This window comes from Cellulomonas sp. P4_D11, from assembly GCF_056401915.1.
This window is the reverse complement of the sequence record NZ_JBFUIK010000002.1, coordinates 132,415-155,720: the sequence shown is the minus strand read 5'-3', so window position 1 is coordinate 155,720 and position 23,306 is coordinate 132,415. Positions and strand designations below refer to the sequence as shown.

Annotated in this window: 20 protein-coding genes; 10 read left to right on the top strand and 10 right to left on the bottom strand. The window is 74.0% G+C overall.

Features of this window, described 5'->3' with window-relative positions:
- Positions 1-105 precede the first annotated feature (105 nt).
- The 4 genes from AC1DT4_RS02215 to pflA all read left to right on the top strand — a co-directional run bounded on the left by AC1DT4_RS02215 (position 106) and on the right by pflA (position 7,437).
- Positions 106-2,190: a glycogen debranching N-terminal domain-containing protein gene (locus tag AC1DT4_RS02215; protein ID WP_477088134.1), complete on the top strand. Its 2,085-nt coding sequence runs from the start codon at positions 106-108 to the stop codon at positions 2,188-2,190.
- A gap of 132 nt (positions 2,191-2,322) precedes the next feature.
- Positions 2,323-4,206, top strand: a complete 1,884-nt coding sequence (dxs, locus tag AC1DT4_RS02210) for a 1-deoxy-D-xylulose-5-phosphate synthase (RefSeq protein WP_477088133.1) — start codon at positions 2,323-2,325, stop codon at positions 4,204-4,206.
- Between the two features lie 82 nt (positions 4,207-4,288).
- The gene (gene pflB, locus AC1DT4_RS02205) at positions 4,289-6,562 is read left to right on the top strand and encodes a formate C-acetyltransferase (protein ID WP_477088132.1); all 2,274 of its coding nucleotides are present in this window, start codon (positions 4,289-4,291) and stop codon (positions 6,560-6,562) included.
- A 5-nt stretch (positions 6,563-6,567) separates the two neighbouring features.
- The gene (pflA, locus tag AC1DT4_RS02200) at positions 6,568-7,437 is read left to right on the top strand and encodes a pyruvate formate-lyase-activating protein (protein ID WP_477088131.1); all 870 of its coding nucleotides are present in this window, start codon (positions 6,568-6,570) and stop codon (positions 7,435-7,437) included.
- Here the strand turns inward: pflA and AC1DT4_RS02195 are convergent.
- The 6 genes from AC1DT4_RS02195 to AC1DT4_RS02170 all read right to left on the bottom strand — a co-directional run bounded on the left by AC1DT4_RS02195 (position 7,434) and on the right by AC1DT4_RS02170 (position 13,716).
- Complete coding sequence (locus AC1DT4_RS02195; protein WP_477088130.1) at positions 7,434-9,551, bottom strand: 3-hydroxyacyl-CoA dehydrogenase NAD-binding domain-containing protein; 2,118 nt, start codon at positions 9,549-9,551, stop codon at positions 7,434-7,436. The two genes, pflA and AC1DT4_RS02195, sit on opposite strands and share 4 nt — an antisense overlap.
- Positions 9,548-10,789: a thiolase family protein gene (locus tag AC1DT4_RS02190; protein ID WP_477088129.1), complete on the bottom strand. Its 1,242-nt coding sequence runs from the start codon at positions 10,787-10,789 to the stop codon at positions 9,548-9,550. The genes AC1DT4_RS02195 and AC1DT4_RS02190 overlap by 4 nt, the downstream gene beginning before the upstream one ends.
- 122 nt (positions 10,790-10,911) lie before the next feature.
- Entirely contained in the window at positions 10,912-12,207 is a 1,296-nt protein-coding gene (locus AC1DT4_RS02185; protein ID WP_477088128.1) for an HRDC domain-containing protein, read from the bottom strand.
- Between the two features lie 93 nt (positions 12,208-12,300).
- The gene (locus tag AC1DT4_RS02180; protein WP_477088127.1) at positions 12,301-12,819 is read right to left on the bottom strand and encodes a helix-turn-helix transcriptional regulator; all 519 of its coding nucleotides are present in this window, start codon (positions 12,817-12,819) and stop codon (positions 12,301-12,303) included.
- A gap of 71 nt (positions 12,820-12,890) precedes the next feature.
- Entirely contained in the window at positions 12,891-13,475 is a 585-nt protein-coding gene (locus AC1DT4_RS02175) for a DUF3000 domain-containing protein (protein WP_477088126.1), read from the bottom strand.
- Between the two features lie 115 nt (positions 13,476-13,590).
- On the bottom strand, positions 13,591-13,716 hold the full coding sequence (locus AC1DT4_RS02170; RefSeq protein WP_477088125.1) for a hypothetical protein: 126 nt from the start codon (positions 13,714-13,716) through the stop codon (positions 13,591-13,593).
- Between the two features lie 7 nt (positions 13,717-13,723).
- Here AC1DT4_RS02170 and gndA point away from each other — a divergent pair, with 7 nt between their 5' ends.
- Both gndA and AC1DT4_RS02160 read left to right on the top strand, forming a co-directional pair.
- On the top strand, positions 13,724-15,178 hold the full coding sequence (gene gndA, locus AC1DT4_RS02165) for an NADP-dependent phosphogluconate dehydrogenase (protein WP_477088124.1): 1,455 nt from the start codon (positions 13,724-13,726) through the stop codon (positions 15,176-15,178).
- The gene (locus AC1DT4_RS02160; protein ID WP_477088123.1) at positions 15,175-16,410 is read left to right on the top strand and encodes a carboxylate--amine ligase; all 1,236 of its coding nucleotides are present in this window, start codon (positions 15,175-15,177) and stop codon (positions 16,408-16,410) included. The genes gndA and AC1DT4_RS02160 overlap by 4 nt, the downstream gene beginning before the upstream one ends.
- Positions 16,411-16,444: 34 nt before the next feature.
- Here the strand turns inward: AC1DT4_RS02160 and AC1DT4_RS02155 are convergent, their stop codons facing one another.
- Both AC1DT4_RS02155 and AC1DT4_RS02150 read right to left on the bottom strand, forming a co-directional pair.
- Positions 16,445-17,575, bottom strand: coding sequence for a sensor histidine kinase (locus AC1DT4_RS02155; protein WP_477088122.1), 1,131 nt, complete (start codon positions 17,573-17,575; stop codon positions 16,445-16,447).
- Positions 17,572-18,231 carry a response regulator transcription factor gene (locus AC1DT4_RS02150; RefSeq protein WP_477088121.1) on the bottom strand — a complete coding sequence of 220 codons (660 nt, stop codon included), beginning with the start codon at positions 18,229-18,231 and terminating at the stop codon, positions 17,572-17,574. Before AC1DT4_RS02150 ends, AC1DT4_RS02155 begins: the two co-directional genes overlap by 4 nt.
- A gap of 168 nt (positions 18,232-18,399) precedes the next feature.
- Between AC1DT4_RS02150 and AC1DT4_RS02145 the strand changes: the two genes are divergently transcribed.
- The 4 genes from AC1DT4_RS02145 to AC1DT4_RS02130 are packed head-to-tail and all read left to right on the top strand — an operon-like array spanning position 18,400 to position 21,972.
- A complete protein-coding gene (locus AC1DT4_RS02145) occupies positions 18,400-19,008 on the top strand; it encodes a hypothetical protein (RefSeq protein ID WP_477088120.1) in 609 nt (202 codons plus the stop codon).
- Positions 19,005-20,042, top strand: a complete 1,038-nt coding sequence (locus tag AC1DT4_RS02140) for an efflux RND transporter periplasmic adaptor subunit (protein ID WP_477088119.1) — start codon at positions 19,005-19,007, stop codon at positions 20,040-20,042. The genes AC1DT4_RS02145 and AC1DT4_RS02140 overlap by 4 nt, the downstream gene beginning before the upstream one ends.
- Positions 20,039-20,731, top strand: a complete 693-nt coding sequence (locus AC1DT4_RS02135; protein WP_477088118.1) for an ABC transporter ATP-binding protein — start codon at positions 20,039-20,041, stop codon at positions 20,729-20,731. The genes AC1DT4_RS02140 and AC1DT4_RS02135 overlap by 4 nt, the downstream gene beginning before the upstream one ends.
- Positions 20,728-21,972: an ABC transporter permease gene (locus tag AC1DT4_RS02130; protein WP_477088117.1), complete on the top strand. Its 1,245-nt coding sequence runs from the start codon at positions 20,728-20,730 to the stop codon at positions 21,970-21,972. The genes AC1DT4_RS02135 and AC1DT4_RS02130 overlap by 4 nt, the downstream gene beginning before the upstream one ends.
- A gap of 53 nt (positions 21,973-22,025) precedes the next feature.
- On the opposite strand, the gene AC1DT4_RS02125 is transcribed toward AC1DT4_RS02130, so the two are convergent.
- Positions 22,026-22,511, bottom strand: a complete 486-nt coding sequence (locus AC1DT4_RS02125; protein ID WP_477088116.1) for a hypothetical protein — start codon at positions 22,509-22,511, stop codon at positions 22,026-22,028.
- Positions 22,508-23,302 carry a dihydrofolate reductase family protein gene (locus AC1DT4_RS02120; RefSeq protein ID WP_477088115.1) on the bottom strand — a complete coding sequence of 265 codons (795 nt, stop codon included), beginning with the start codon at positions 23,300-23,302 and terminating at the stop codon, positions 22,508-22,510. The genes AC1DT4_RS02125 and AC1DT4_RS02120 overlap by 4 nt, the downstream gene beginning before the upstream one ends.
- Positions 23,303-23,306: the final 4 nt, after the last annotated feature.

The window sequence follows — 23,306 nt, the reverse complement described above, 5'->3', positions numbered from 1 at the left end:
GCACCGCGCGGGGCTGTCAACTGGACGAGGTCACGGTTCGGTCACGCCGGTGCCGGTCCAGGCCGCGCCCGGCCCGCGCACCCCCGACGACGAGGGAGACCGACGATGGACGTCCAGCCGCTGCTCCACGACCTGCTCGCGGCCGTCCACGCGCCGACGCAGGCGTGGTCCGGTGCCGACGGCCAGATCCGCGCCCAAGGGGCCCAGGGCATCCACCACGCGGACGTGCGGGTGCTGGCCGCAGCGCGCGTGCACGTGGGCGGGGAGGAGCCCGAGACCGTCGCCGCCGCGCCGGACGGCCCCGGCCGGGTACGGGTCGTCGCCGTGACGCGGGCGATCGACGGACCCGGTGCGGACCCGACCGCCCGGCTGGACCGGTTGAGGACCGTGCGCCCGGGGCGGGTCGACGAGGAGCTCGTCCTGACCTGCTCCACCGCCGAGCCCGTCCGGGCCCGGGTGGAGCTGCTGGTGCGGGCGGACGCGACGCCGATGGAGCGCCTCAAGGGTGGCCGCGCCCCGGTCGGGGCCGACGTGCTCGACGACTCGACCGGCGCGCTGGGCCTGGTGCGCTGGCGGCCGGGCGCCGACCTGGTCGCCACGCTGCGTGCGCCGGGCGCGCGGGTGGTGCTCGAAGGGGACCCCGCGGAGGCCGTCCTGTGGTGGGACGTCGAGGTCACCGCCGCCGTGCCCGTCACGCTGGCGTGGCGCCTCGACGTCGAGGACGCGGCGGCTGTCGTGCACGCGCCGTCCCGACCGGGTCCGGAGTGGTCGATCCCGCACGTGGTCGCCGACGACCGTCGGCTGCCCGCACTGCTGGGCCAGGCGCTCGACGACCTGGCGACGCTGCGGATGTCCGCCGCGTTCGCCCCCGACGACGTGTTCCTGGCCGCCGGCGCGCCGTGGTTCTTCACCCTCTTCGGGCGCGACTCGCTCTGGGCCGCGCGCATGCTGCTGCCGCTCGGGACCGAGCTGGCCGCGGGCACCCTACGGACCCTCGCCGCCCGGCAGGGGCAGGCCACGGACGTCGCGAGCGCCGAGCAGCCCGGCAAGATCCTGCACGAGGTGCGCCGCGCGGAGCTGGTGATGCCCGAGCACGGCCTGGCCCTGCCGCCGCTGTACTACGGGACGGTCGACGCGACGCCGCTGTGGGTGTGCCTGCTCCACGACGCGTGGCGGTGGGGGATGCCCCCCGACGAGGTGGCGGCGCTGCTGCCCGCCGCCGAGGCGGCGCTCACGTGGATGGTGGAGCACGGCGACGCGGATGGCGACGGCTTCCTCGAGTACGTGGACGAGTCCGGGCGCGGGCTGGCGAACCAGGGCTGGAAGGACTCCGGCGACTCGGTGCAGTGGCGGGACGGCAGGCTGGCGACCGGTCCGATCGCGCTCGTCGAGGTGCAGGGCTACGCCTACGAGGCGGCGAGGTCCGGAGCCTCGCTGCTCGAGGCCTTCGGCCGGCCCGGGACGGACCGCTGGCGGGCCTGGGCGGAGCGCCTGGCGGACCGTTTCCGGGCGAGCTTCTGGGTCGACTCGCCGGACGGTGCGTACCCGGGCATCGCGCTGGACGTCGACAAGGCCGTGGTCGACACCGTGACCAGCAACATCGGGCACCTGCTGGGAACGGGCCTCCTCACCCCGGCCGAGGAGCGGGTGGTCGCGGAACGCCTGGGGCGGCCCGACATGGACGCCGGCCGCGGGCTGCGCACGATGTCGGCGGAGTCCGCGGGCTACTGGCCGATGCGCTACCACGGGGGTGCCGTCTGGCCCCACGACACGGCGGTCGTCCTGGCCGGGCTCGCGCGCGGCGGTCACGCGCGGGAGTCGGCGTCCCTGGTCGAGGGACTGCTCGCCGCGGGTGACGACTTCGACTTCCGCCTGCCCGAGCTCTGGTCGGGCGACGCCCGCGGCGACGTGCCTCGCACGGTGCCGTACCCGGCGGCGTGCCGGCCGCAGGCGTGGTCGGCGGCTTCCGCGGTCACGGTCCTGGCGTCGGCGCTCGGCCTGGACCCGGACGTGCCGGGCGGCACGCTGACGGTCCGCCCTCCCACGCCCAGCCCCGTGGGCGCCGTGGAGGTGCGTGGCTTGCGGCTCGCGGGGCGCCCGCTCGACGTGCGTCTGACGGCGGACGGCACGGCCGAGGTCAGCACCGACGCCGACGTCGAGGTGCTCGGGGCGTCGCGCCCGGTCCGGTGAGGCACGTCCCACACCCGTGCTGACCTGCGGCGTCGTGCTGAAGACCCCCGGGCGTCCTACAGTGTGGGCACAGCTTTCGGCGTCCGCACGGTGCGGCATCGTCGCCGCACACCGGAGGAGGAGGCACCACTCATGGGTCAGCTCGACCACATCAGCTCCCCCGAGGACGTGCGCCGGCTCACCCCGCAGCAGGCCGACGACCTCGCGGCCGAGATCCGCGACTTCCTCGTCGACCAGGTCTCGCGCACCGGCGGCCACCTCGGGCCCAACCTCGGCGTCGTCGAGCTGACGATCGCGATGCACCGGGTGTTCGAGTCGCCGCTGGACACCATGGTGTTCGACACCGGCCACCAGGCCTACGTGCACAAGCTGCTCACCGGCCGGCGCGACTTCTCCCAGCTGCGCAGCAAGGGCGGGCTGTCCGGGTACCCCAGCCGCGCCGAGTCGGAGCACGACGTCGTCGAGAACTCGCACGCCTCGACGGCGCTGAGCTGGGCCGACGGCATCGCGAAGGCCAACCAGCTCCAGGGCCGCGCCGACCGCCACGTCGTGGCCGTGATCGGCGACGGCGCCCTCACGGGCGGCATGGCCTGGGAGGCGCTCAACAACATCGCCGCCGGCCAGGACCGCCGGCTCGTGGTCGTCGTCAACGACAACGGCCGCTCCTACGCGCCGACCATCGGCGGGCTCGCCCACCACCTCGACACCCTCCGCACGACGCGCGGCTACGAGAACGTCCTGTCGTGGGGCAAGCGGACGCTGCGCAGGTCCGGTCCGCCCGGGCGGATGACGTACGACGCGCTGCACGGGATGAAGCAGGGCCTCAAGGACGTCCTGGTCCCGCAGGGCATGTTCGAGGACCTCGGCATCAAGTACGTCGGACCCGTGGACGGGCACGACGTGCGCGCGGTCGAGAAGGCCCTGCGCAACGCCCGCGCGTTCGGCGGCCCGGTGATCGTGCACGTCATCACCGAGAAGGGCCGCGGGTACGTGCCCGCCGAGCAGGACGTGGCCGACCGGTTCCACGCCGTCGGCAAGATCCACCCCGAGACCGGCCTGCCGGTGGCGCCGTCGCGGTTCGAGTGGACCAGCGTGTTCGCGGACGAGCTGCTGCGGATCGGGCGTCGGCGCCCGGACGTGGTCGCCATCACGGCGGCGATGCTGCAGCCCGTCGGTCTCGCGCCGTTCGCGGCCGAGTTCCCCGAGCGGGTCTTCGACGTGGGGATCGCCGAGCAGCACGCCGCGACGTCCGCCGCGGGGATGGCCTTCGGCGGCCTGCACCCGGTGGTCGCCGTGTACGCCACGTTCCTCAACCGCGCGTTCGACCAGGTGCTCATGGACGTCGCGCTGCACAAGGCGGGCGTCACGTTCGTGCTGGACCGGGCGGGGCTCACGGGCTCCGACGGCGCGAGCCACAACGGCATGTGGGACCTGGCGATGCTCGGCGTCGTGCCGGGCCTGCGGCTGGCCGCGCCGCGCGACGAGGAGACCCTGCGCGACGCGCTGCGGACCGCCGTCGACGTCGACGACGCCCCGACCGTCGTGCGCTACCCCAAGGGCGCGCTGGTCGACCCGGTGCCGGCGATCGACCACCTGGACGGCATCGACGTCCTGGCCCGGCACGACGGTCCCGCCGACCTGCCCCACGTCCTCGTGATCGGGTACGGCGCCATGGCGCCGACCGCGCTCGAGACCGCCGCGCTGCTCGCCGCGCACGGGCTCCGGGCGACGGTCGTGGACCCCCGCTGGGTCATGCCGGTCTCGGGTGCGCTCACCAAGCTGGTCGGGGACCACGACCACGTCGTCACCATCGAGGACGGCGTCGTCGACGGCGGCCTCGGCTCGCACCTGGCCCAGCGCGCCCGGGAGGCGGGCATCGGGACGCCGGTCGAGGCCTTCGGCATCCCGCGTGCGTTCCTCGACCACGCCACCCGCGAGCAGCTGGTCACCGAGCTGCGCCTGCACCCGGCGGACATCGCGCGCGACACGCTCGCGGCCCTGGGGCGCACGCCCTGAACCATCTGAGGCCTTAGGTCCCGTGCCGGGGCCCGTTCACCTCCGTAGCGTCGAGATATCGACTACGTCGGAGGAGCCCCAGATGTCCACCAGCACACTGTCCGCGAACCAGCGCCGCGAGGCGGCCGCGCACCCCGCGTGGTACGGCTTCGCCACGGGACCGTGGACGGACCGGATCGACGTGCGGGACTTCCTCCAGCGGAACTACACCCCGTACACCGGTGACGCGGACTTCCTCGCCGGCCCGACGCCGCGCACGACCGCGCTGTGGGCGCGGCTGACCGCGATGTTCCCGGCCGAGCGCGCCCGCGGTGTCCACGACATCGACCCGCACACGCCGTCGTCGATCACGTCGCACGAGCCCGGCTACATCGACCGCCACCACGAGCTCATCGTCGGCCTGCAGACCGACGCGCCGCTGAAGCGCGCGATCATGCCCAACGGCGGCTACCGGATGGTGGAGAAGGCGCTCGAGACCTACGGGTTCGCGCCGGACCCGATCGTCGGCGAGATCTTCACCAAGTACCGCAAGACCCACAACGACGGCGTCTTCGACGTCTACCCGCCCGCGGTGCGCGCGGCCCGGTCGGCGCACCTCATCACCGGCCTGCCCGACGCCTACGGCCGCGGCCGGATCATCGGCGACTACCGCCGCGTCCCGCTCTACGGGGTCGACGCGCTCATCGCCGCCAAGCGCGAGGACCGCGCCGAGCTGGACCGGGAGCGCTCGTCGGAGGGTGTCATCCGGGACCGCGAGGAGAACGCCGAGCAGGTGCGCGCGCTGCAGGAGCTCAAGGTCATGGCGGCCTCGTACGGCTACGACATCTCCGGGCCGGCCGCGACGGCGCGCGAGGCGGTCCAGTGGCTCTACTTCGCGTACCTGGGCGCGGTGAAGGAGCAGAACGGCGCGGCGATGTCGCTGGGCCGGACGTCGACCTTCCTGGACGTCTACCTGCAGCGCGACCTCGACACCGGGTGCCTGACGGAGACGGAGGCGCAGGAGCTCGTCGACGACCTCGTCATCAAGCTGCGCATCGTGCGCTTCCTGCGCACGCCCGAGTACGACGAGCTGTTCTCCGGCGACCCCACGTGGGTGACGGAGTCGATCGGCGGCATGGGCGAGGACGGGCGGACGCTGGTGACCCGCACGTCGTTCCGGTACCTCCAGACCCTGTACAACCTGGGACCGGCACCCGAGCCCAACCTCACGATCTTCTGGAGCGACCGCCTGCCCGAGGGCTTCAAGCGGTACTGCACCAAGGTCTCCATCGACACGTCCGCCCTGCAGTACGAGTCTGACGACCTCATCCGTGAGTCGTGGGGCGACGACGCCGCGATCGCCTGCTGTGTGTCGCCCATGCGGGTCGGCAAGCAGATGCAGTTCTTCGGGGCGCGGGTGAACCTGGCCAAGGCGCTGCTCTACGCGATCAACGGTGGTCGCGACGAGCTGACCGGTAAGCAGGTCGCGCCCTCGGCGCCGGCCGTCTCCGGTGACGTGCTCGACTACGACGACGTCGTCGCCAAGCTGGACGGGATGCTCGACTGGCTGGCCCAGACCTACGTCGACGCGCTCAACTGCGTGCACTTCATGCACGACAAGTACGCGTACGAGCGCCTCGAGATGGCCCTGCACGACCGCGAGGTGCTGCGGACGATGGCGTGCGGCATCGCCGGCCTGTCGGTGGTCGCGGACTCGCTCTCGGCCATCCGGTACGCGAAGGTCCGGCCCGTGCGGACCGTCGACGGGCTCGTCACCGAGTACGAGGTCGACGGCGACTTCCCGGCCTACGGGAACGACGACGACCGGGCCGACGACATCGCCGTCTGGCTGGTGAAGACCTTCATGGCCAAGATCCGCCAGACGCCGACCTACCGCGACGCGGTGCACACGCAGTCCGTGCTGACCATCACGTCCAACGTCGTGTACGGGAAGTCCACGGGGTCGACCCCCGACGGCCGGCGCGCCGGCCAGCCGTTCGCCCCGGGCGCCAACCCGATGAACGGCCGCGACGCGCACGGGATGCTCGCCTCCGCGCTCTCGGTGGCCAAGATCCCCTACGCCGAGGCGATGGACGGGATCTCGCTGACCTCGTCCGTCGTCCCGACCGGCCTGGGGCGCACGCCCGACGAGCAGGTGACGAACCTGGTGGGCCTGCTCGACGCGTACATGATGTCGTCGGGCTACCACCTCAACGTCAACGTGCTCAACCGCGAGACGCTCGAGGACGCCATGGAGCACCCCGAGGAGTACCCGCAGCTGACCATCCGGGTCTCGGGCTACGCCGTGAACTTCGTGCGGCTCACGCGCGAGCAGCAGCTCGACGTGCTGTCGCGGACGTTCCACGGGTCGGTGTGACCGGGATGACGACGACCACCCAGGTGCACGAGGCGGCGCCGTGGCCGGCCGTGCACCTGGGTCTTCCCCGCGCGCGGTCCGGCACCGCCGGGCTCAGCACGGTCGAGCTGGAGCACTCCGCCCGGATGGCGGCCGTGCGCTCGGGCAGCGTCGGTTCCGTGCACTCCTGGGAGCTGGTCACCGCGGTGGACGGGCCGGGCACCCGGCTCACCGTGTTCCTCGCGGGCTGCCCCCTGCAGTGCCTCTACTGCCACAACCCCGACACCATGCAGATGCGGCGGGGGACCGACGTGACCGCCGACGAGATCCTGGCGCGCGTCGCCCGGTACCGCACGGTGTTCGCGGCGACCGGCGGCGGGCTGACGATCTCCGGCGGCGAGCCGCTCATGCAGCCGGCGTTCGTCCGGCGCCTGCTGCGGGGCGCGCAGGCCATGGGCGTCCACACGACGCTCGACACCTCCGGCTTCCTCGGCGCGCAGTGCACGGACGAGATGCTCGACGACGTCGACCTCGTCCTGCTCGACATCAAGTCGGGGCTGCCGGAGACGTACCGGCAGGTCACCGGCCGCGCGCTGCAGCCGACGCTCGACTTCGCCGCCCGCCTCCGAGACCGTGGCGTGCGGACGTGGGTGCGGTTCGTCCTCGTGCCCGGTCTGACGGACGACCCGGAGAACGTCGCTGCGGTCGCGCAGCACGTCGCCGCGATGGGTGCCGTGGTCGAGCGCGTCGAGGTCCTGCCGTTCCACCAGATGGGGCGCGACAAGTGGGCCGAGCTGGGGATGACCTACCAGCTGGAGACGACGCAGCCCCCGACCCCGGAGCTCGTCGAGCGCGTGCGCGCGACGTTCCGGGACCGGGGGCTGGCGGTCTTCTAGACGCTCGGCACGTTGGCGACGCCGTCGGGCAGGATCCGCCGGCCGAGCACGCGCTCGGAGTAGCCCGTGCGGTCCAGGTACGGCGTGAGCCCACCGAGGTGGAAGCCCCAGCCGGCGCCCAGGATCATGCACAGGTCGATCTGCTGCGGGGTGGCGACGACGCCCTCCTCGAGCATGTGCCCGACCTCGACCGTGAGCGCGGTGAGCACGCTGTCGAGCACGCCGGCCTCGTCGAGCGGGGTGCCCGGGGTCTCGCGGCCGCCGTCGAAGACCGCCTGGATGGCCGGGTCGACGGGCTTCGGGAGTCCCTTGGCCTTCGCGGGCAGCACCACGGTCGTGCCGTCGGCCACGAGCTTCTCGAGGCCGGGGGAGCGGGGGAACCGGTCGCCCAGCTCCTCACGCAGCGACGTGAGCACGTGCAGCCCGACGGCGGGGCCGACCAGGTCGAACAGCTCGAACGGCGGCATCGGCAGGCCGAGGGGCCGCAGCGCACGGTCCGCGACCTCGACCGGCGTGCCCTTCTCGACGGCGTCGACGATCACGCCGAGCAGCAGGACGAGCAGCCGGTTGACGACGAACCCGGGGCGGTCGGCCACGAGGACGGCCGTCTTGCGCAGCTTGGCCGCGACGGCGAACCCCGTGGCCAGCGCCTCGAGCGACGTCTGCTCGGCCCGCACGACCTCCACCAGCGGCATCGCGGCCACCGGGTTGAAGAAGTGCAGCCCGACCACGCGCTCGGGGTGCTGCAGGTCGGCGGCCATGGCGCTCACGCTCAGCGCGGACGTGTTGGTGGCCAGGATCGCCGTCGGGGAGATCACCGTCTCCAGCTCGGCGAAGACCTTCTTCTTGAGGTCGAGGATCTCCGTGACGGCCTCGATCACGAGGTCGCAGGACGCGAACTCGGCGAGGTCCGTCGTGCCGTGGATCGAGCCGAGCAGCCGCGAGGCCGCCGACTCGCTCATCCGGCCGGTCGACGTCAGTCGGTCCACGGACGACCGCACCGCGGCGAGGCCCTTGTCCACGCGCTCCTGGTCGAGGTCGCGCATGACGACCGGCACGCCCAGGCGCTGCGCGAAGAGCATGGCGATCTGCGCGGCCATGAGCCCGGCGCCGACGATGCCGACGCGCGTGACCGGCTGCGCGAGCGCGCGGTCGGGGGCGCCGACGGGCTTCTTGCCACCGGAGACGAGCCCGAACGCGTAGATCGACGCGCGCATCTCCTCGCTCATGATGAGGTCGGCGAGCGCCTCGTCCTCGGCCGCGAAGGCCTCCGCGCGCGACGCCGTGCGGGCGTCCGCCACGAGGTCGAGCGCGCGGTACGGCGCCGGCCGCGAGCGGTTGATGACGGCGTCGAGGCGCTGGCGCGCGGCGGCGACGACGCCGTCCCACACCTCGGCGGAGTCCAGCTCGCGGCGCTCCACGACGACCTCGCCGGTGACCACGCGGGCGGCCCAGCGGATCGACTCCTCGAGGAAGTCGGCCGGGTCGAGCACGACGTCCATGAGGCCGATCTGTGCGGCCTCCTTGGCGGCGAACGGCTTGTTGGCCGCCGGCCGCGTGAGGATGACGTCGAGCGCCTTCTCGACGCCGATCAGGCGCGGCACGATGTACGCGCCGCCCCAGCCGGGGACCAGGCCCAGGCCGGTCTCGGGCAGCGCGAGCGCGCGGACGTCCGAGGCGACGGTGCGGTAGTCGCAGTTCAGCGCGAGCTCGAGGCCGCCGCCGAGGGCGACGCCGTTGACGAACGCGAACGTCGGGACGCCCATCGTGTGCAGCAGCTCGTACGCCGTGTGCCCGCCCTGGCCGAGGCTGAGCGCGCCCTCGCGGCCGGGCACGGTGCCGATCTGCGTGAGGTCGGCGCCGGCGGCCAGGTAGTACGGCTTGCCCGTGACGGCGACGGCGACGATCTCGCCCGCCGCCACGCGCGCCCGCACCGCGGTGAGGGTCGCGGTCAGCTCGGCGATGCCCAGCGGGCCGAACGTCGTCGGCTTCGTGTGGTCCAGGCCGTTGTCGATGGTGACCAGCGCGAGCGTGCCGGCGCCGCCGGGCAGCGTGACGTCGCGGGCGATGGCGTGGGAGACGCGCTCGGGGCGCGTGTCCGTGGTCGTGCTCACTTGTCCCCCTCGAGAGGCTGGTAGTCGGCGTGGTGCGGGTTCTCCCAGATGACCGTGCCGCCCTGGCCGAGGCCCACGCACATGGTGGTCAGGCCGTAGCGGACGTCCGGGTTCTCCTCGAACTGGCGGGCCAGCTGCGTCATCAGGCGGACGCCCGACGAGGCGAGCGGGTGGCCGACGGCGATCGCGCCGCCGTACTGGTTGACGCGGGGGTCGTCGTCGGCGATGCCGAACGCGTCGAGGAACGAGAGCACCTGGACGGCGAACGCCTCGTTGATCTCGAACAGGCCGATGTCCTCGATGGTCAGGCCCGCGCGGTCGAGCGCCTTGACCGTGGCCGGGACCGGTCCGATGCCCATGATCTCGGGCTCCACGCCGGCGTACGCGAACGACACCATCCGCATGCGGGTGGGCAGGCCCAGCTCCGCGGCGGTGTCCTCGGCCGCGAGCAGGCAGGACGCGGCGCCGTCGGTGAGGGGCGCGGCGGTGCCGGCCGTGACGCGACCTCCCGCGCGGAACGGCGTCGGCAGCTTCTGGATCGCCTCGACCGTGGTGCCCGGGCGGGGCGGCTCGTCGGCCGTGGCCAGGCCCCAGCCGTTCTCGGGGTCGCGCAGCGCGACCGGCACGAGGTCCGGCTCGATCTTGCCGGCGGCCAGCGCCGCGGCGTACTTGTCCTGGCTGGCGACGCCGTACGCGTCGGCCCGCTCGCGCGTCAGCGCCGGGAACTTGTCGTGCAGGTTCTCGGCCGTCACGCCCATGTTGAGGGCGTCGTTGGCGACGAGGCGCTCGGACAGGAACCGCGGGTTCGGGTCGGCGTCGAAGCCCATCGGGTGGTGCCCCATGTGCTCGACCCCGCCGGCCAGGGCCACGTCCTGCGCGCCGACGCCGATCGCGGCGGCGGTGTTGGTCACCGCGGTCATCGCGCCGGCGCACATGCGGTCGATCGCGTAGCCCGGCACGGAGCGGGGGAGCCCGGCCAGCACGCCGACCGTGCGGCCCAACGTCAGGCCCTGGTCGCCCTGCTGCGTGGTCGCGGCGATGGCGACCTCGTCGATGCGCTCGGGCGTCAGCTCCGGGTGGCGGCGCAGCAGCTCCCGGACGGTCTTGACCGACAGGTCGTCGGCACGGGTGTGGGCGTAGAGCCCGTCCTTGCGCGCGCGGCCGAACGGGGTGCGGACCCCGTCGACGAAGACGACGCGGCGGACGAGCGGCGTGGGGCGGGGAGATGCGGTGGGCATCGGGCCTCCAGGGCGGGACGGCGGTGTCCGACAGGCCTGCGAGAGCGGGCCCGCGACGGCCGACGCTACCCGGGTCTCCCGGGCGTGGCCAGCCGTAAGTTACCGAAGAGTAACACCGGGTCTCAGTCGCGGGGGAGCGTCGCGAACACGTCGGCGAGCCGGTCGGCGACGAGGCCGATCTGCCACGGCCGCGCGCCACCGGCCCGCAGGAACTCGGCGATCCCGTCGGCGTCGAGCGTCTCGGGCGGAGTCCAGCACAGCCGGCGCAGGAGGTCGGGCTGCAGAAGGTTCTCGGCCGGTACGTCGTGCGTGGCCGAGAGCGCCGTGACCACCTCGCGGGCGGCGGCCAGGCGCGCGGCGGCCTCGGGGTCCTTCTCGGCCCAGGCCCGCGGCGGCGGCGGCGCGTCGCTCTTCGGGCCGCGCACCGACGGCAGCTCGTCGTCCGGGGTGGCGAGACCGCGGTCGACCGCCTGCTGCCAGAGCGCCGCGCGGCGGCGCGTGCCCTTGCCGGCGAACGCGGGCAGCGCCGTGAGCGCGGCGACGGAGCGCGGCAGCGCCTGCGCGGCGGCGACGATCGCGTGGTCGGGCAGGACGCGGCCCGGGGAGATGTCGCGCGTGCGCGCGTTCTGGTCGCGCGTGAGCCAGAGCTCGCGGACCACCGCGAGCCGGCGGGCGTCGCGGATCGCGTGCAGGCCGGAGACCCGGCGCCACGGCTCGACGCGCGGCGGCGGCAGGGGCGCGGTGCGGACGGCCTCGAACTCCTGCGCCGCCCACTCGGCCTTGCCGGCGACGGCCAGCCGCTCGGCGAGCACCTCACGCAGCTCGACCAGCACCTCGACGTCCAGCGCGGCGTAGCGGAGCCACTCGGTGGGCAGCGGGCGCGTGGACCAGTCGACGGCCGAGTGCTCCTTGGCCAGCCCGAGCCCCAGCGCGTCCGCGACGACCGCCGCGAGCCCGACCCGGTCGAGGCCGAGCAGCCGGGCGCCGAGCTCGGTGTCGAAGACGCGGCTGGGCCTCATGCCCTGCTCGGCGAGCCCGGGCAGGTCCTGCGAGGCGGCGTGCAGCACCCACTCGACGCCGACCAGGGCGTCGGAGAGCGACGAGAGGTCGGGGACGGCGATGGGGTCGATCAGTGCGGTGCCGGCGCCCTCGCGCCGGAGCTGCACGAGGTAGGTGCGCTGTCCGTAGCGGTAGCCGGACGCGCGCTCGGCGTCGACGGCGACCGGACCGGTACCCGCCCCGAACGCGGCGACGACCGCGGCGAGGGCCTCGGGCGTCTCGACCACCGGGGGGATGCCCTCGGCCGGCTCGGTGAGCATCACGACGTCGGGAGCGGGCGCGACCTCGGTCTCGGGATCGGGGGTCGATGGCGGCACGGATCCCCCTGCGGGGGCGCCGGCGGTCGCCTCAGGTCGCATGGGGTCCACGGTAGGCGACGTCGAGCGTGCTGCCGCGCAGGCCGCGCGGGCGGCGCGTACTTCGGCCGAGGGGGCGTCCGTACGTCGGCCGGGTCAGGACAGGACGCCGCCGCGGATGGAGATGGCGACCAGCTCGGCGCGGTCGCCCGTGCCCAGCTTGCGCGAGATCCGGGCAAGGTGGCTCTTCACCGTGAGCGCGGACAGACCGAGCTCCTCGCCGATCAGCCGGTTGGTGCGGCCGTCGGCCACCAGCTTGAGCACGCTGATCTCGCGGGCGGTGAGGTCCGGCAGCGGCGGGGGCGGCGCGGTCACGACGACGCTGCGCGGCAGGCTCTGCGCGGTCGCGCCGGCGACGACGCCGCGCAGCCCGCCCTGGAGCAGCACACCGAGCTCGGGCCGGCTGGCCCGGCGGGTGAGCACGACGACGCGCGGGGCGCCGCGACGGCGCAGGTTGCGGACGAGGGGAGCACCGTCGCCGTCGGCGACCTCGGTCACGACCACGCACATCTGCTGGGTCGACGCGGGGGGAGACGTGCGCGAGCTGGGCACGCCGGACCGGAGCTCGGGCCGTCGGGCCGGGGCCAGGTCGCGTCGCAGAGGCTCGATGGTCACGTGCCAGTCATCGGCAACGTGACCCGTTGACTTGAGGCGGTTGGTGTGAGCAGGCCCCCCCGGACCTGCGGTCAGCGCCTCGGCCCGAGGGCGACGACGCCCTCGGGCAGTGGTTCGAGGCCCGCCGCGGTGCACAGCAGCGTGGCCCAGGCCTGCAGGTGGGGGCCCAGATCCTCGTCCGCGGCGGTCCACGACGCGCGGATCTCCAGCTCGGTCTGCTCGGACCGGCGATCGAGGGCACCGAAGCTCTGCGACAGCACCCGCGTGACCGTGCCGCCGGCCGCGTGCGCGTCCAGGCCGGACTCCTCGAGCGCGTCGGTGAACCACGTCCACGCGACCTCGGCGAGCAGCGGGTCGGCGCCGACCTCGGCCTCGAGCGTCGCGCGCACCAGCGTCACCAGGCGGAAGTGACCGTCCCAGGCCTCCTGGCCGGCGGGGTCGAAGAGGACGACGAAACGTCCCGACGCGAGCTCTTCCGCCGCGACCGACCGACGGGCCGTGCGCACCTCGGCGGTGAGCGCCGCGGAGAACGGGGCGATGCGGGCCGGGCCGGGCACCTCGTCCAGGATCACCTCGGGGCGGACGGTCACCCGGCGCAGCGAGCGCAGCGCGCTGACGAACTCGGCGGGAACGTCGTCAGGACCGGCGGGTGTCACGCAGTGGAGCGTACGCACGGCGGCCGTTGAACGGGCGTCCGGCACGCCGCCGTCCCGCCCGTGAGGCTGTCCGTCTCGGGGTCCGGCACGCCGCTCCGGGCTCCGGCGCACCGGACTAGGCTTGCCCGCGCACCCAGCACCCCCGGACGTCGCCCCACCCGACCTGCGCCTGCACGTGCCCCGGCACCTGCTCGTCGCCGTCGCGGCCGCGGCGCGTGCCGGCCGTCGATCGAAGGAGCACTGCCCGCATGGTCGCCTCAGGAACTGCCACCGGAACCGCGCAGATCGGCGTCACGGGGTTGGCGGTGATGGGCCGCAACCTCGCCCGCAACTTCGCGCGCAACGGCTACACGGTGGCCATCCACAACCGCTCCTACGCCAAGACCGAGTCGCTCGTGGCGGACCACGGCGACGACGGTGACTTCGTACCGTCCGAGTCCGTCGAGGACTTCGTCGCGTCGCTGGCGCGGCCGCGCAAGATCATCGTCATGGTGAAGGCCGGTGGCCCCACCGACGCGGTCATCGACGAGCTCGTGCCCTTCCTCGAGGAGGGCGACATCGTCGTCGACGCCGGCAACGCACACTTCCCCGACACGATCCGCCGGGAGGCCGCGCTGCGCGAGAAGGGGCTGCACTTCGTCGGCTCCGGGGTGTCCGGAGGCGAGGAGGGCGCGCTGCTGGGCCCGTCGATCATGCCCGGCGGCACCAAGGAGTCGTACGAGTCGCTCGGACCGATCCTGGAGAAGATCTCGGCCAAGGTCGACGGCGTGCCCTGCTGCACGTACATCGGCCCCGACGGCGCGGGCCACTTCGTGAAGATGGTGCACAACGGCATCGAGTACGCCGACATGCAGCTCATCGCCGAGGCGTACGACCTGCTGCGCCAGGGGCTGGGTGCCTCGGCCGCGGAGATCGGGCAGATCTTCGCCGAGTGGAACACCGGCGACCTCGAGTCGTTCCTCATCGAGATCACCGCGGACGTCCTGCAGCACGTCGACGCCGAGACCGGGTCGGCGTTCGTCGACATCGTGCTCGACCAGGCGGAGCAGAAGGGCACCGGCCGCTGGACGGTGCAGAACGCGCTCGACCTCGGCGTGCCGATCACGGGCATCGCGGAGGCGACGTTCGCACGGGCCCTGTCCGGCTCGGTCCCGCAGCGGACGGCCGCGCACGGCGTCCTGCCCGCGCACACGACCCCGTGGGACGTGACCGACCGCGACGCCTTCGTCGAGGACGTCCGGCTCGCGCTGTACGCGTCGAAGGTGGTCGCGTACTCGCAGGGCTTCGACCAGATCGCGGCCGCGAGCGCCGAGTTCGGCTGGGACATCGACCGCGGCGCCATGGCCCGCATCTGGCGCGGCGGCTGCATCATCCGCGCGCGCTTCCTCAACCGCATCACCGAGGCGTACGAGCGCGACGCCCACCTGCCGCTGCTCCTGGCCGACGAGTACTTCACCGGCGCGGTCGGCAACGGGGTCGAGGCGTGGCGCCGGATCGTGGCCGGTGCCGCGCTGCACGGCGTCCCGACGCCCGCGTTCGCCAGCTCGCTGTCGTACTACGACGGCGTCCGCGCCGAGCGGCTTCCGGCGGCGCTCATCCAGGCGCAGCGGGACTTCTTCGGTGCGCACACGTACCGCCGCACGGACAAGGACGGCACGTTCCACACGCTGTGGTCGGCCGACCGCACCGAGCAGACCGCGTGAGCGTGACCGACCTGCAGCCGGTCATCCTCGGTGCCGACATCGGCGTGTACGCCCTGGCCCGCTCGTTCCACGAGGCCTACGGCGTCACGTCGGTGGTCGTCGCCGGCGCGGCGCTCGGTCCCGTGGCGCACTCGAAGATCGTGCGGCACGAGATCGTCGCGGACGGCCACGAGCCGCGCCAGCTGGTGGACCGGCTGGTCAGCGTCGCGCAGGGGATGCCCGACAAGCGCCTGCTGCTCATGGCCAACTCGGACTGGCTGGTCCGCGTGGTCGTGCAGCACCGCGCCCTCCTGGAGCAGTACTACGTCGTCCCGTTCCTGTCCGAGCACCTGCTCGACCGGATCTCGGACAAGGCCACGTTCGCCGAGATCTGCACCGACCTCGGCATCTCGGTGCCGCGCACGATCGTGCAGGAGTTCTCGGGCGGCGCGGACTGGGAGGCGGCGCCGGTCGACCTCGAGTACCCGCTGATCGCGAAGGCCGCGAGCAGCGCGGACTACCAGGACGTCGAGTTCGAGGGCAAGAAGAAGGTCTTCGAGATCGCGACGGCGCAGGAGCTCGCGTGGCTGTGGAGCGCCCTGCGGGAGGCCGGGTTCCACGGGCGGTTCGTCGTGCAGGAGCTGGTGCCCGGCGACGACACGCAGATGCGGTCCATCACCGCGTACGTCGACACCCACGGCGAGATCACGCTGCTCTGCTCGGCGCACGTGCTGCTCGAGGAGCACACGCCGTCCGGGCTGGGCAACCCCGCCGCCATGATCACGACCCGCGAGGACGCCATGCTGGACCAGGCACGGACGCTGCTCACGGCGACGGGGTACCGGGGCTTCGCCAACTTCGACGTCAAGGTGGACCCGCGCACCGGGATGTTCCGGTTCTTCGAGGTCAACCCGCGGATAGGCCGGAACAACTACTACGTGACGGCGGCCGGCGCGAACCCCATGCGGTTCCTGGTCGAGGACGCGGTGGAGGGCCGGTCGGTGCCGCCCGTCGTCGTCGACAAGGAGGTCTTGTACGCCGTCGTACCGCACCGGCTGCTGCTGAGGTACGTCCGAGACCCGGAGCTCGCCGCGCGCGTGCGGCGGCTGATGAAGGCCAAGGCCGTGGCGCACCCGCTGCGGTACCGCGTGGACCTGTCGCCGCGCCGGCGGCTGTACGTCTGGATGGCGCTGGTCAACCAGGTGCGCAAGTTCCGGCGGTACTACCCGGAAGCGACATCGACGGGGTTCTGAGGCCGTGACCGGGCGCGCATCGATGCGCGCCCGGTCACGGCACAGGCAGGCCGAGCTCTGCGACCAGCCCGCCGTCAGGTCGCGGCGTGAGGACGAGCGTGCCGCCGTGGTGGTCGGCGACGGCCTGGACCACGGTGAGTCCGAGACCGACACCGCCGGCGACCGCGGTCCGGTCGGCGGCGCCCCGCCGGAACGGCAGGACGAGGTCGGCGGCGGCTTCCGGAGGCACCCGAGGTCCCGAGTTGGCGACGGTCAACCGGGCGGTGCCGGGCTCGGCCGTCAGGGCGACCTCGACGTGGCCGCCGGGCAGGTTGTGGTGCGCGGCGTTGCCCACGAGGTTCGCCACGGCGCGGGCCAGCAGGTCCGGCTCACCGGGCACCGTCGAGGCCACGAGGTGCACCTCCCACATGAGCCCGTCGCCGGGCGTGCGCACCTGAGCCACGGCATCGGCGACCGCCTCCCGGAGGTCGACCGGGACCGGTGGACCGACGGCGTCCCCCGACTGCGCGCGGGCCAGCACGAGGAGCGCGTCGATGGTACGGGCCGCCCGTCGGCTCTGCTCGAGCGCGACGGTCGCCGCGGCGCGCAGCTCGTCGGCGTCGGCGGCGGGGTCCGCGAGCGCCACGTCCAGCGCGGCCTGCTGGTTGGCCAGGGGCGTCCGGAGCTCGTGGGACATCGTGGCCACCAGGCGCCGCTCCGACGTCACCGTGCTCTGCACCCGGCCGAGCAGGGCGTCGAACGTGTCGGCCAACGCGCGCAGCTCGTCCCGCGGACCACCGAGGGCGATGCGTTCGTCGAGCGAGTCGGCAGAGATGCGCTGCGCGCGTGCCGTGATGGTGTGCACGGGGGCGAGGAGGCGACCGGCGACGACCCACCCGACGCCCACGGAGACCGCCGTGACCAGGGCGAGCGCGTACCACGAGCTCTGGGCGAGCTGCGTCGACTCGTCCCCGGTGTCGCCGTCGGGGGACTCGGGGCCCGTGGTCCCGGCCGGCGGGCCGTCGGCGTCCGGTCCCGGTGCCCGCTGCGACGTCGCGCTGCCGGAGCGCTCCTGTCCGCCCGTGACCAGCCCGTAGACGAGGGCGAGCAGGACGGCGCCGGACGCCGCGACGATGAGGGTGTAGAAGAGGGTGAGCCGCCAGCGGACGCTCAGTGACCGTCTCACGCGATCACCCGGTACCCGGCGCCGCGGAGCGTCTCGACCAGCGGAGGGTCACCGAGCTTCCGGCGGAGGCCGACCATCGTCACCCGGACGGCGTTCGTGAACGGGTCGGCGTGCTCGTCCCACACGCGCGCCAGCAGGTCCTCGGCCGACACGACGGCCCCGGCCGCCCGCACCAGCTCGACGAGGACGCCGTACTCCTTGAGGGTGAGGTCGACCGGCCGGTGGTCGCGCGTCACGGTCCGCCGCGCGACGTCCACCCGGAGGCCACCTGCCACGAGGACGGGTGGCTGCGCCGGTGCCGTGCGGCGGGAGAGCGCCTGCACACGGGCGAGCAGCTCCGCGAACGCGAACGGCTTGGCCAGGTAGTCGTCTGCGCCGAGACCGAACCCGTCGATCTTCTCCTGCAGACCGCCGGCGGCGGTGAGCATGAGGATCCTGGCCGTGGAACCGGACGCCAGGAGCGCACGGCACACGTCGTCCCCGTGCACCACCGGCAGGTCGCGGTCGAGCAGCACCACGTCGTACGGGTTCAGCGTCGCGAGCTCGAGAGCGGTGCCACCGTCCATGGCCACGTCGGCGGCGTACCCGGCGCGGCGCAGCCCGCGGGCCACGGCATCGGCCATCACCTCTTCGTCCTCGGCCACCAGCACCCGCACCGCGCACCTCCGTCCCGGCCCGCACGTGGGCCGCCCGCGCAGCATCGGTCCTGCCGTGTTCAGCCAGCGTAAGCGCGTGGGCCTGCGACCGTCCGGGACCCAATGCTGCCCGAACCGGCGGCGCGGTGGGCTGGGTCCGTCAGTCCGACCACGACGAGGAGAGCCACCATGAGCCCGATCCCCTCCATCCCACCGCCCACCGGCCGACGCCAGCGCGTGGTGTCGGCTCTCGCGGTCGCCTGCCTGCTCGGCGCGGTCGCCGCCTGCACGCCGACGCGGGGGCCGATGCTCCCGGGAGCCGGCGGAGCGACCTCCGGAGTCCCGTCGGCGTCGTCGTCCGTCCTCGCCCCCGAGGACGCGATGCTCGCGTGGGCGCAGTGCATGCGAGAGCACGGCGTGGACGTGCCCGACCCGACCGACGGGCACTACCGGCTGGGCGATCCTGGCAGCGTCACGCCGGAGCAGGGCGAGGCCGCGGACGACGCGTGCGAGCCGTGGCAGAGGATGGCCGAGTCCGGCGCGGCGACGACACCGCTCACCGCGGAGCAGAAGCAGTCGTTCCTCGACCACGCCCAGTGCATGCGCGACCGCGGCTGGGACATGCCCGACCCGACGTTCGACGGCGGCCGGGTGGAGCAGGAGTTCCGGCGTGGCACCCAGGACGCCACCGGCGCGCCCGCACCGGACGACCCGCAGTTCGAGGAGGACATGCAGGAGTGCCTCGTCCAGGCGGGCGTGGAGGCGCCGGACGGCTCGACCGACGGCGGACAGAAGTGAGGACGACGCCGCGCACCGCCGCCCTGGCCGTCGGGTTCGCCCTGTCGGTGTCCGCGTGCAGCGCCCCGACGAGCGCCGCCGATCCCTCCACACCGCCTGCCGCGTGGGCCACCCGGACGGTCGACCGAACCGACCTGGTCTCGACCACCACGGTGAGCGGCGAGGTTGGCCACGGCACCACGACCTCGGTCGCGGCTCGCGCGCCCGGGACCGTGACCTGGCTCGCCCCCGCCGGGTCGACGGTGGCGGCCGGACAGCCCCTGTACGCCGTCGACGCCCGGCCGGTCGTCCTTCTGCGGGGGACCGTCCCGGCGTGGCGAGACCTCGGTCCTTCCTCCGCCGACGGCATCGACGTCCGGCAGCTCGAGCAGGCACTCACGGACCTCGGGCTCACCGCCGGTCTGGGCCTGACCGTCGACGAGGACTGGTCGTGGGTCACGACCGCCGCCGTCACGCGGTGGCAGAAGTCCCTGGGCGTGGCGCCGACGGGCACGGTCCGGCTCGGCGACGTGCTGTTCGCGCCCGAGGACGTGCGCGTCGACGAACGCCTGGCCGACCTCGGCGCGATGGTCGAGCCCGGCGCACCGGTGCTCTCGATCGGCGCGACGCAGCGGATCGTCACCGTCGCACTGAGGACCAGCCAGGCCGGTCTGGCTCCGGTCGGCGCGGCCGCGTCCCTCACGCTCCCCGACGGGACGTCGACGGGCGGCACGATCGCGGCGACGGCGGTCGTCACCGTCGACGAGCAGCCGCAGCTCCGCGTCACGATCGCGCCCACCGATCTCCTCCTCGACGGCCTGGTGGAGGGCACGCCGGTCGAGGTCGGTCTCGACCAGACCGTCGCGACGGACGTGCTGGTGGTGCCGGTCACGGCGCTGGTCGCGCTGGCCGACGGCGGGTACGGCGTGCAGAAGGTGCACGCCGACGGCACCTCCGAGTACGTGACCGTGACGACCGGCGCGTTCGCCGGGACGTCCGTCGAGATCTCCGGCGACGACGTGGCCGAGGGCGACGACGTGGTGGTGACCCCGTGAGCGTCCTGGACCTGCGCGGCGTCACGAAGACGTACGGCAGCGGCTCGGCGGCGCTGACCGTCCTGCAGGGCATCGACCTCACGATCGAGGAGGGTGACTACACGGCGGTCGTCGGCCCGTCGGGCTCGGGCAAGTCGACGTTGTTGCACGTCATGGGTGCGCTCGACCGTCCGACGGCCGGCCGGGTGCGGCTGGCCGGCGACGACGTGACGGCGCTGTCCGACTCCGCGCTGTCCCGGGTGCGCGCCGTGCGCCTGGGCTTCGTGTTCCAGCAGTTCTTCCTGCTGGACGGCCGGTCGGCGCTCGAGAACGTGGCCGACGGGCTCCTCTACCAGGGCGTCCGGCGCCCCGAGAGGCTGCGCCGGGCGCGGACGGCCTTGGACCGGGTCGGGCTCGCCGACCGCGTGCGGCACGTCCCGACGGAGCTGTCGGGCGGTGAGTGCCAGCGCGTCGCCGTGGCCCGGGCGCTCGTGCACGAACCGCAGATCCTGCTGGCCGACGAGCCGACGGGCAACCTCGACCAGGCGTCCGGCGCGGCCGTGCTCGAGCTGTTCGACTCGTTGCACGCCGACGGCGCGACGATCGTGGTCGTCACGCACGACGAACGGATCGCGGGCCGTCTCCCGCGGCTGGTCTCCTTGCGCGACGGCCGGGTCGAGCACGACACCTGCCCAGGGGTGGCGGCATGACCCGCACCGAGGTCGGTCCTCCACGGGGCACGGCGATGCCGGCGCGGACGACGCCGACCGTCCGCCGCATGTCCGTGGCCGACGTGCTCCGGCTGGGCGCCCGCGGGCTCACGGTCCGCCCCGGTCGCACCGCCTTGTCCGCCCTGGGCATCGCCATCGGGATCACGGCGCTCGTCGGGGTGCTCGGGCTCTCGGAGTCGTCGCGAGCTGACCTGAGCGCTCAGCTCGACGCGCTCGGCACCAACCTGCTCACGGTCGCGCCGGGCCAGGGGTTCGGGGGCGACGAGGGCACGCTGCCCGACGAGTCTGTCGCGATGATCGCCCGTGTCCCCACCGTCACGGCGGCCTCGGCGGTCCGCGCGGTCGATGCCACCGTGCGCCGCACCGACAAGGTCCCCGAGAGCCAGACGAGCGGGATCTCGGTGGTCGCCGCCGACCTCGACCTGCTCGACGCGGTGGCGGCGCCGGTAGGCGAAGGACGCTGGCTCGACGCGGCGACGCAGCACTACCCCGCGGTCGTGCTCGGGACCACAGCCGCCCGACGGCTCGGCATCGGCCCGCTGGGCGACGGCGTCGACGTGTCGCTGGGTGGCCGGCGGTTCGCGGTCATCGGCATCCTCGGCCCGGTGGTCCTCGCGCCCGAGCTGGACGAGGCGGCGCTGGTCGGGACGTCCGTCGCGCACACGCTCGTCGACGGCGACCTCCCGCCCACCGCCGTCTACGTGCGCGTCGAGCCGGGGCAGGTCGTGGCCACGCGAGCGGTGCTGGGCCGCACGGCCGACCCGGCCGCCCCCGACGAGGTCCGGGTGTCCCGCCCGTCCGACGCCCTCGCCGCAGGAGATGCGGCCGACCGGTCGTTCACGCTCCTCGCGCTGGGGCTCGGAGCGGTTGCTCTGCTCGTCGGCGGCGTCGGCATCGCCAACGTCWTGGTCGTGTCGGTGCTCGAGCGCCGCCGGGAGATSGGGGTGCGACGAGCGCTCGGCGCGCCGCGGAGCTCGATCGGCGGGCAGTTCCTTCTCGAGTCGGTGCTGCTGTCCCTCCTCGGCGGAGCCGCCGGTGTGGTGCTCGGCGTCGCGGTGACCTGGGCGTTCGCTGCCCGTCTGGGGTGGGCCGTCACGGTGCCCTGGCTGCCCGTGCTGGCCGGTCTCGCGTGCGCGCTCGCCGTGGGGTCGGTCGTCGGCCTGTACCCGGCGCTGCGCGCCGCCCGGGTCCCGCCGACCGAGGCGCTGCGGTCGGTGTGACGTCGGCACGACGAAGGGCGACACCCGCACGGGGTGCCGCCCTTCGTCGTCGGTCAGCCGATCTCGCTGGTGCCGGAGTACAGGTGCAGCACGGGGACCTGGAGCTCCTCGCGCGCGCGGGACGCCCAGTCGCGGTGGAACGTGTCCTCGACCGCGTGCGGGTAGGTCACGACGTTGACCTCGATCACGTCGCCGTCCACGACCGCGGCCTTGAGCGCGGGCAGCGGGTCGTCGTCGACCACGGAGCCGGTGGCCTCGCGGCCGGCGGCGACGAACGCGGCGATGCTGCCGGCCAGCTGCTCGTCGGCGGTGGCCTTGGCCTCGGGCGTCGACGGCTCCTTGCCGAGGGCGCGGTTCCACGCCTCCTTCAGCTCGCCGAGGCTGAGGTTGTCGATGATCGTGGAGACGAGCGGTCGATCGGTGTCCGCCGGGACGAGCACGCGGTACGCGTACGTCTCGCCCTCGTGCAGGGCGAGCAGCTTCTCGACGTCGGCGCTGGCGAGGGTGTCCTCCGTGAGGACGATGATCGTGTCGGTCACGCGCCGAGCCTAGCCACCTGCCACCGTCCGAGCAGCACGCCGTCCGCGTGGAGGAGATGCCGCGGCGTGAGGGCCCGGGGCGGCTCGAACCACGTGGGCAGGTGCGTGATGCGTCCGACAGGCCCGCCGACGAGCTGCGGGCTCCACGTCAGGCAGAGCTCGTCGACGAGGTCGGCGTCGACCAGCTGGGCGAGCAGCCGCGGGCCGCCCTCGGCGAGGACGTGCCGCAGCCCGCGCGCGCCCAGGGCCGCGACGACGGCACGGGGATCGACGGCGCCCGGGAGGCCTCCGTCCGCCACGACGACGCGGTCGGCGCCGATGCGCTCCCGCAGTCGGTCCAGCGCGGGGTTCGAGCCGGTGGTGAGCACGAGCGGGGGACGGTCGGAGTCGAGCAGCTCGTCGGGGAGTTCGGCGGTGGCCGTGACTATGGCGAGCTCGAGGGTGTCGGGCCGGCCCCGGGCGGCCCGTGCGGCACGCAGCTCCTCGGGTACCTCGAGCGCCGTGTAGCGCTCGCCCCGGGCCGTGCCGGCGCCGATGAGGACGACGTCCGCCAGCGCGCGGAGCACCCGGAACACCCGGAGGTCGGCCGGGCCGTTGATCGAGCCGCTCACCTGGTTCGCCCCGGTGGCCGCGCCGTCCAGGGTGGCCACCATGTTCGCGCGGACGTGGACGCCGGAGGCCGGCTGGTCGGCGAAGAGGGCGATCAGCTCGGCCTCGTCGTCGCGCGGGACCAGGTGGCGGACGGGCGCGTCCCGGGGGAGCAGGACGTCGAGCGCGGGGAGGTCGGGCACCCCG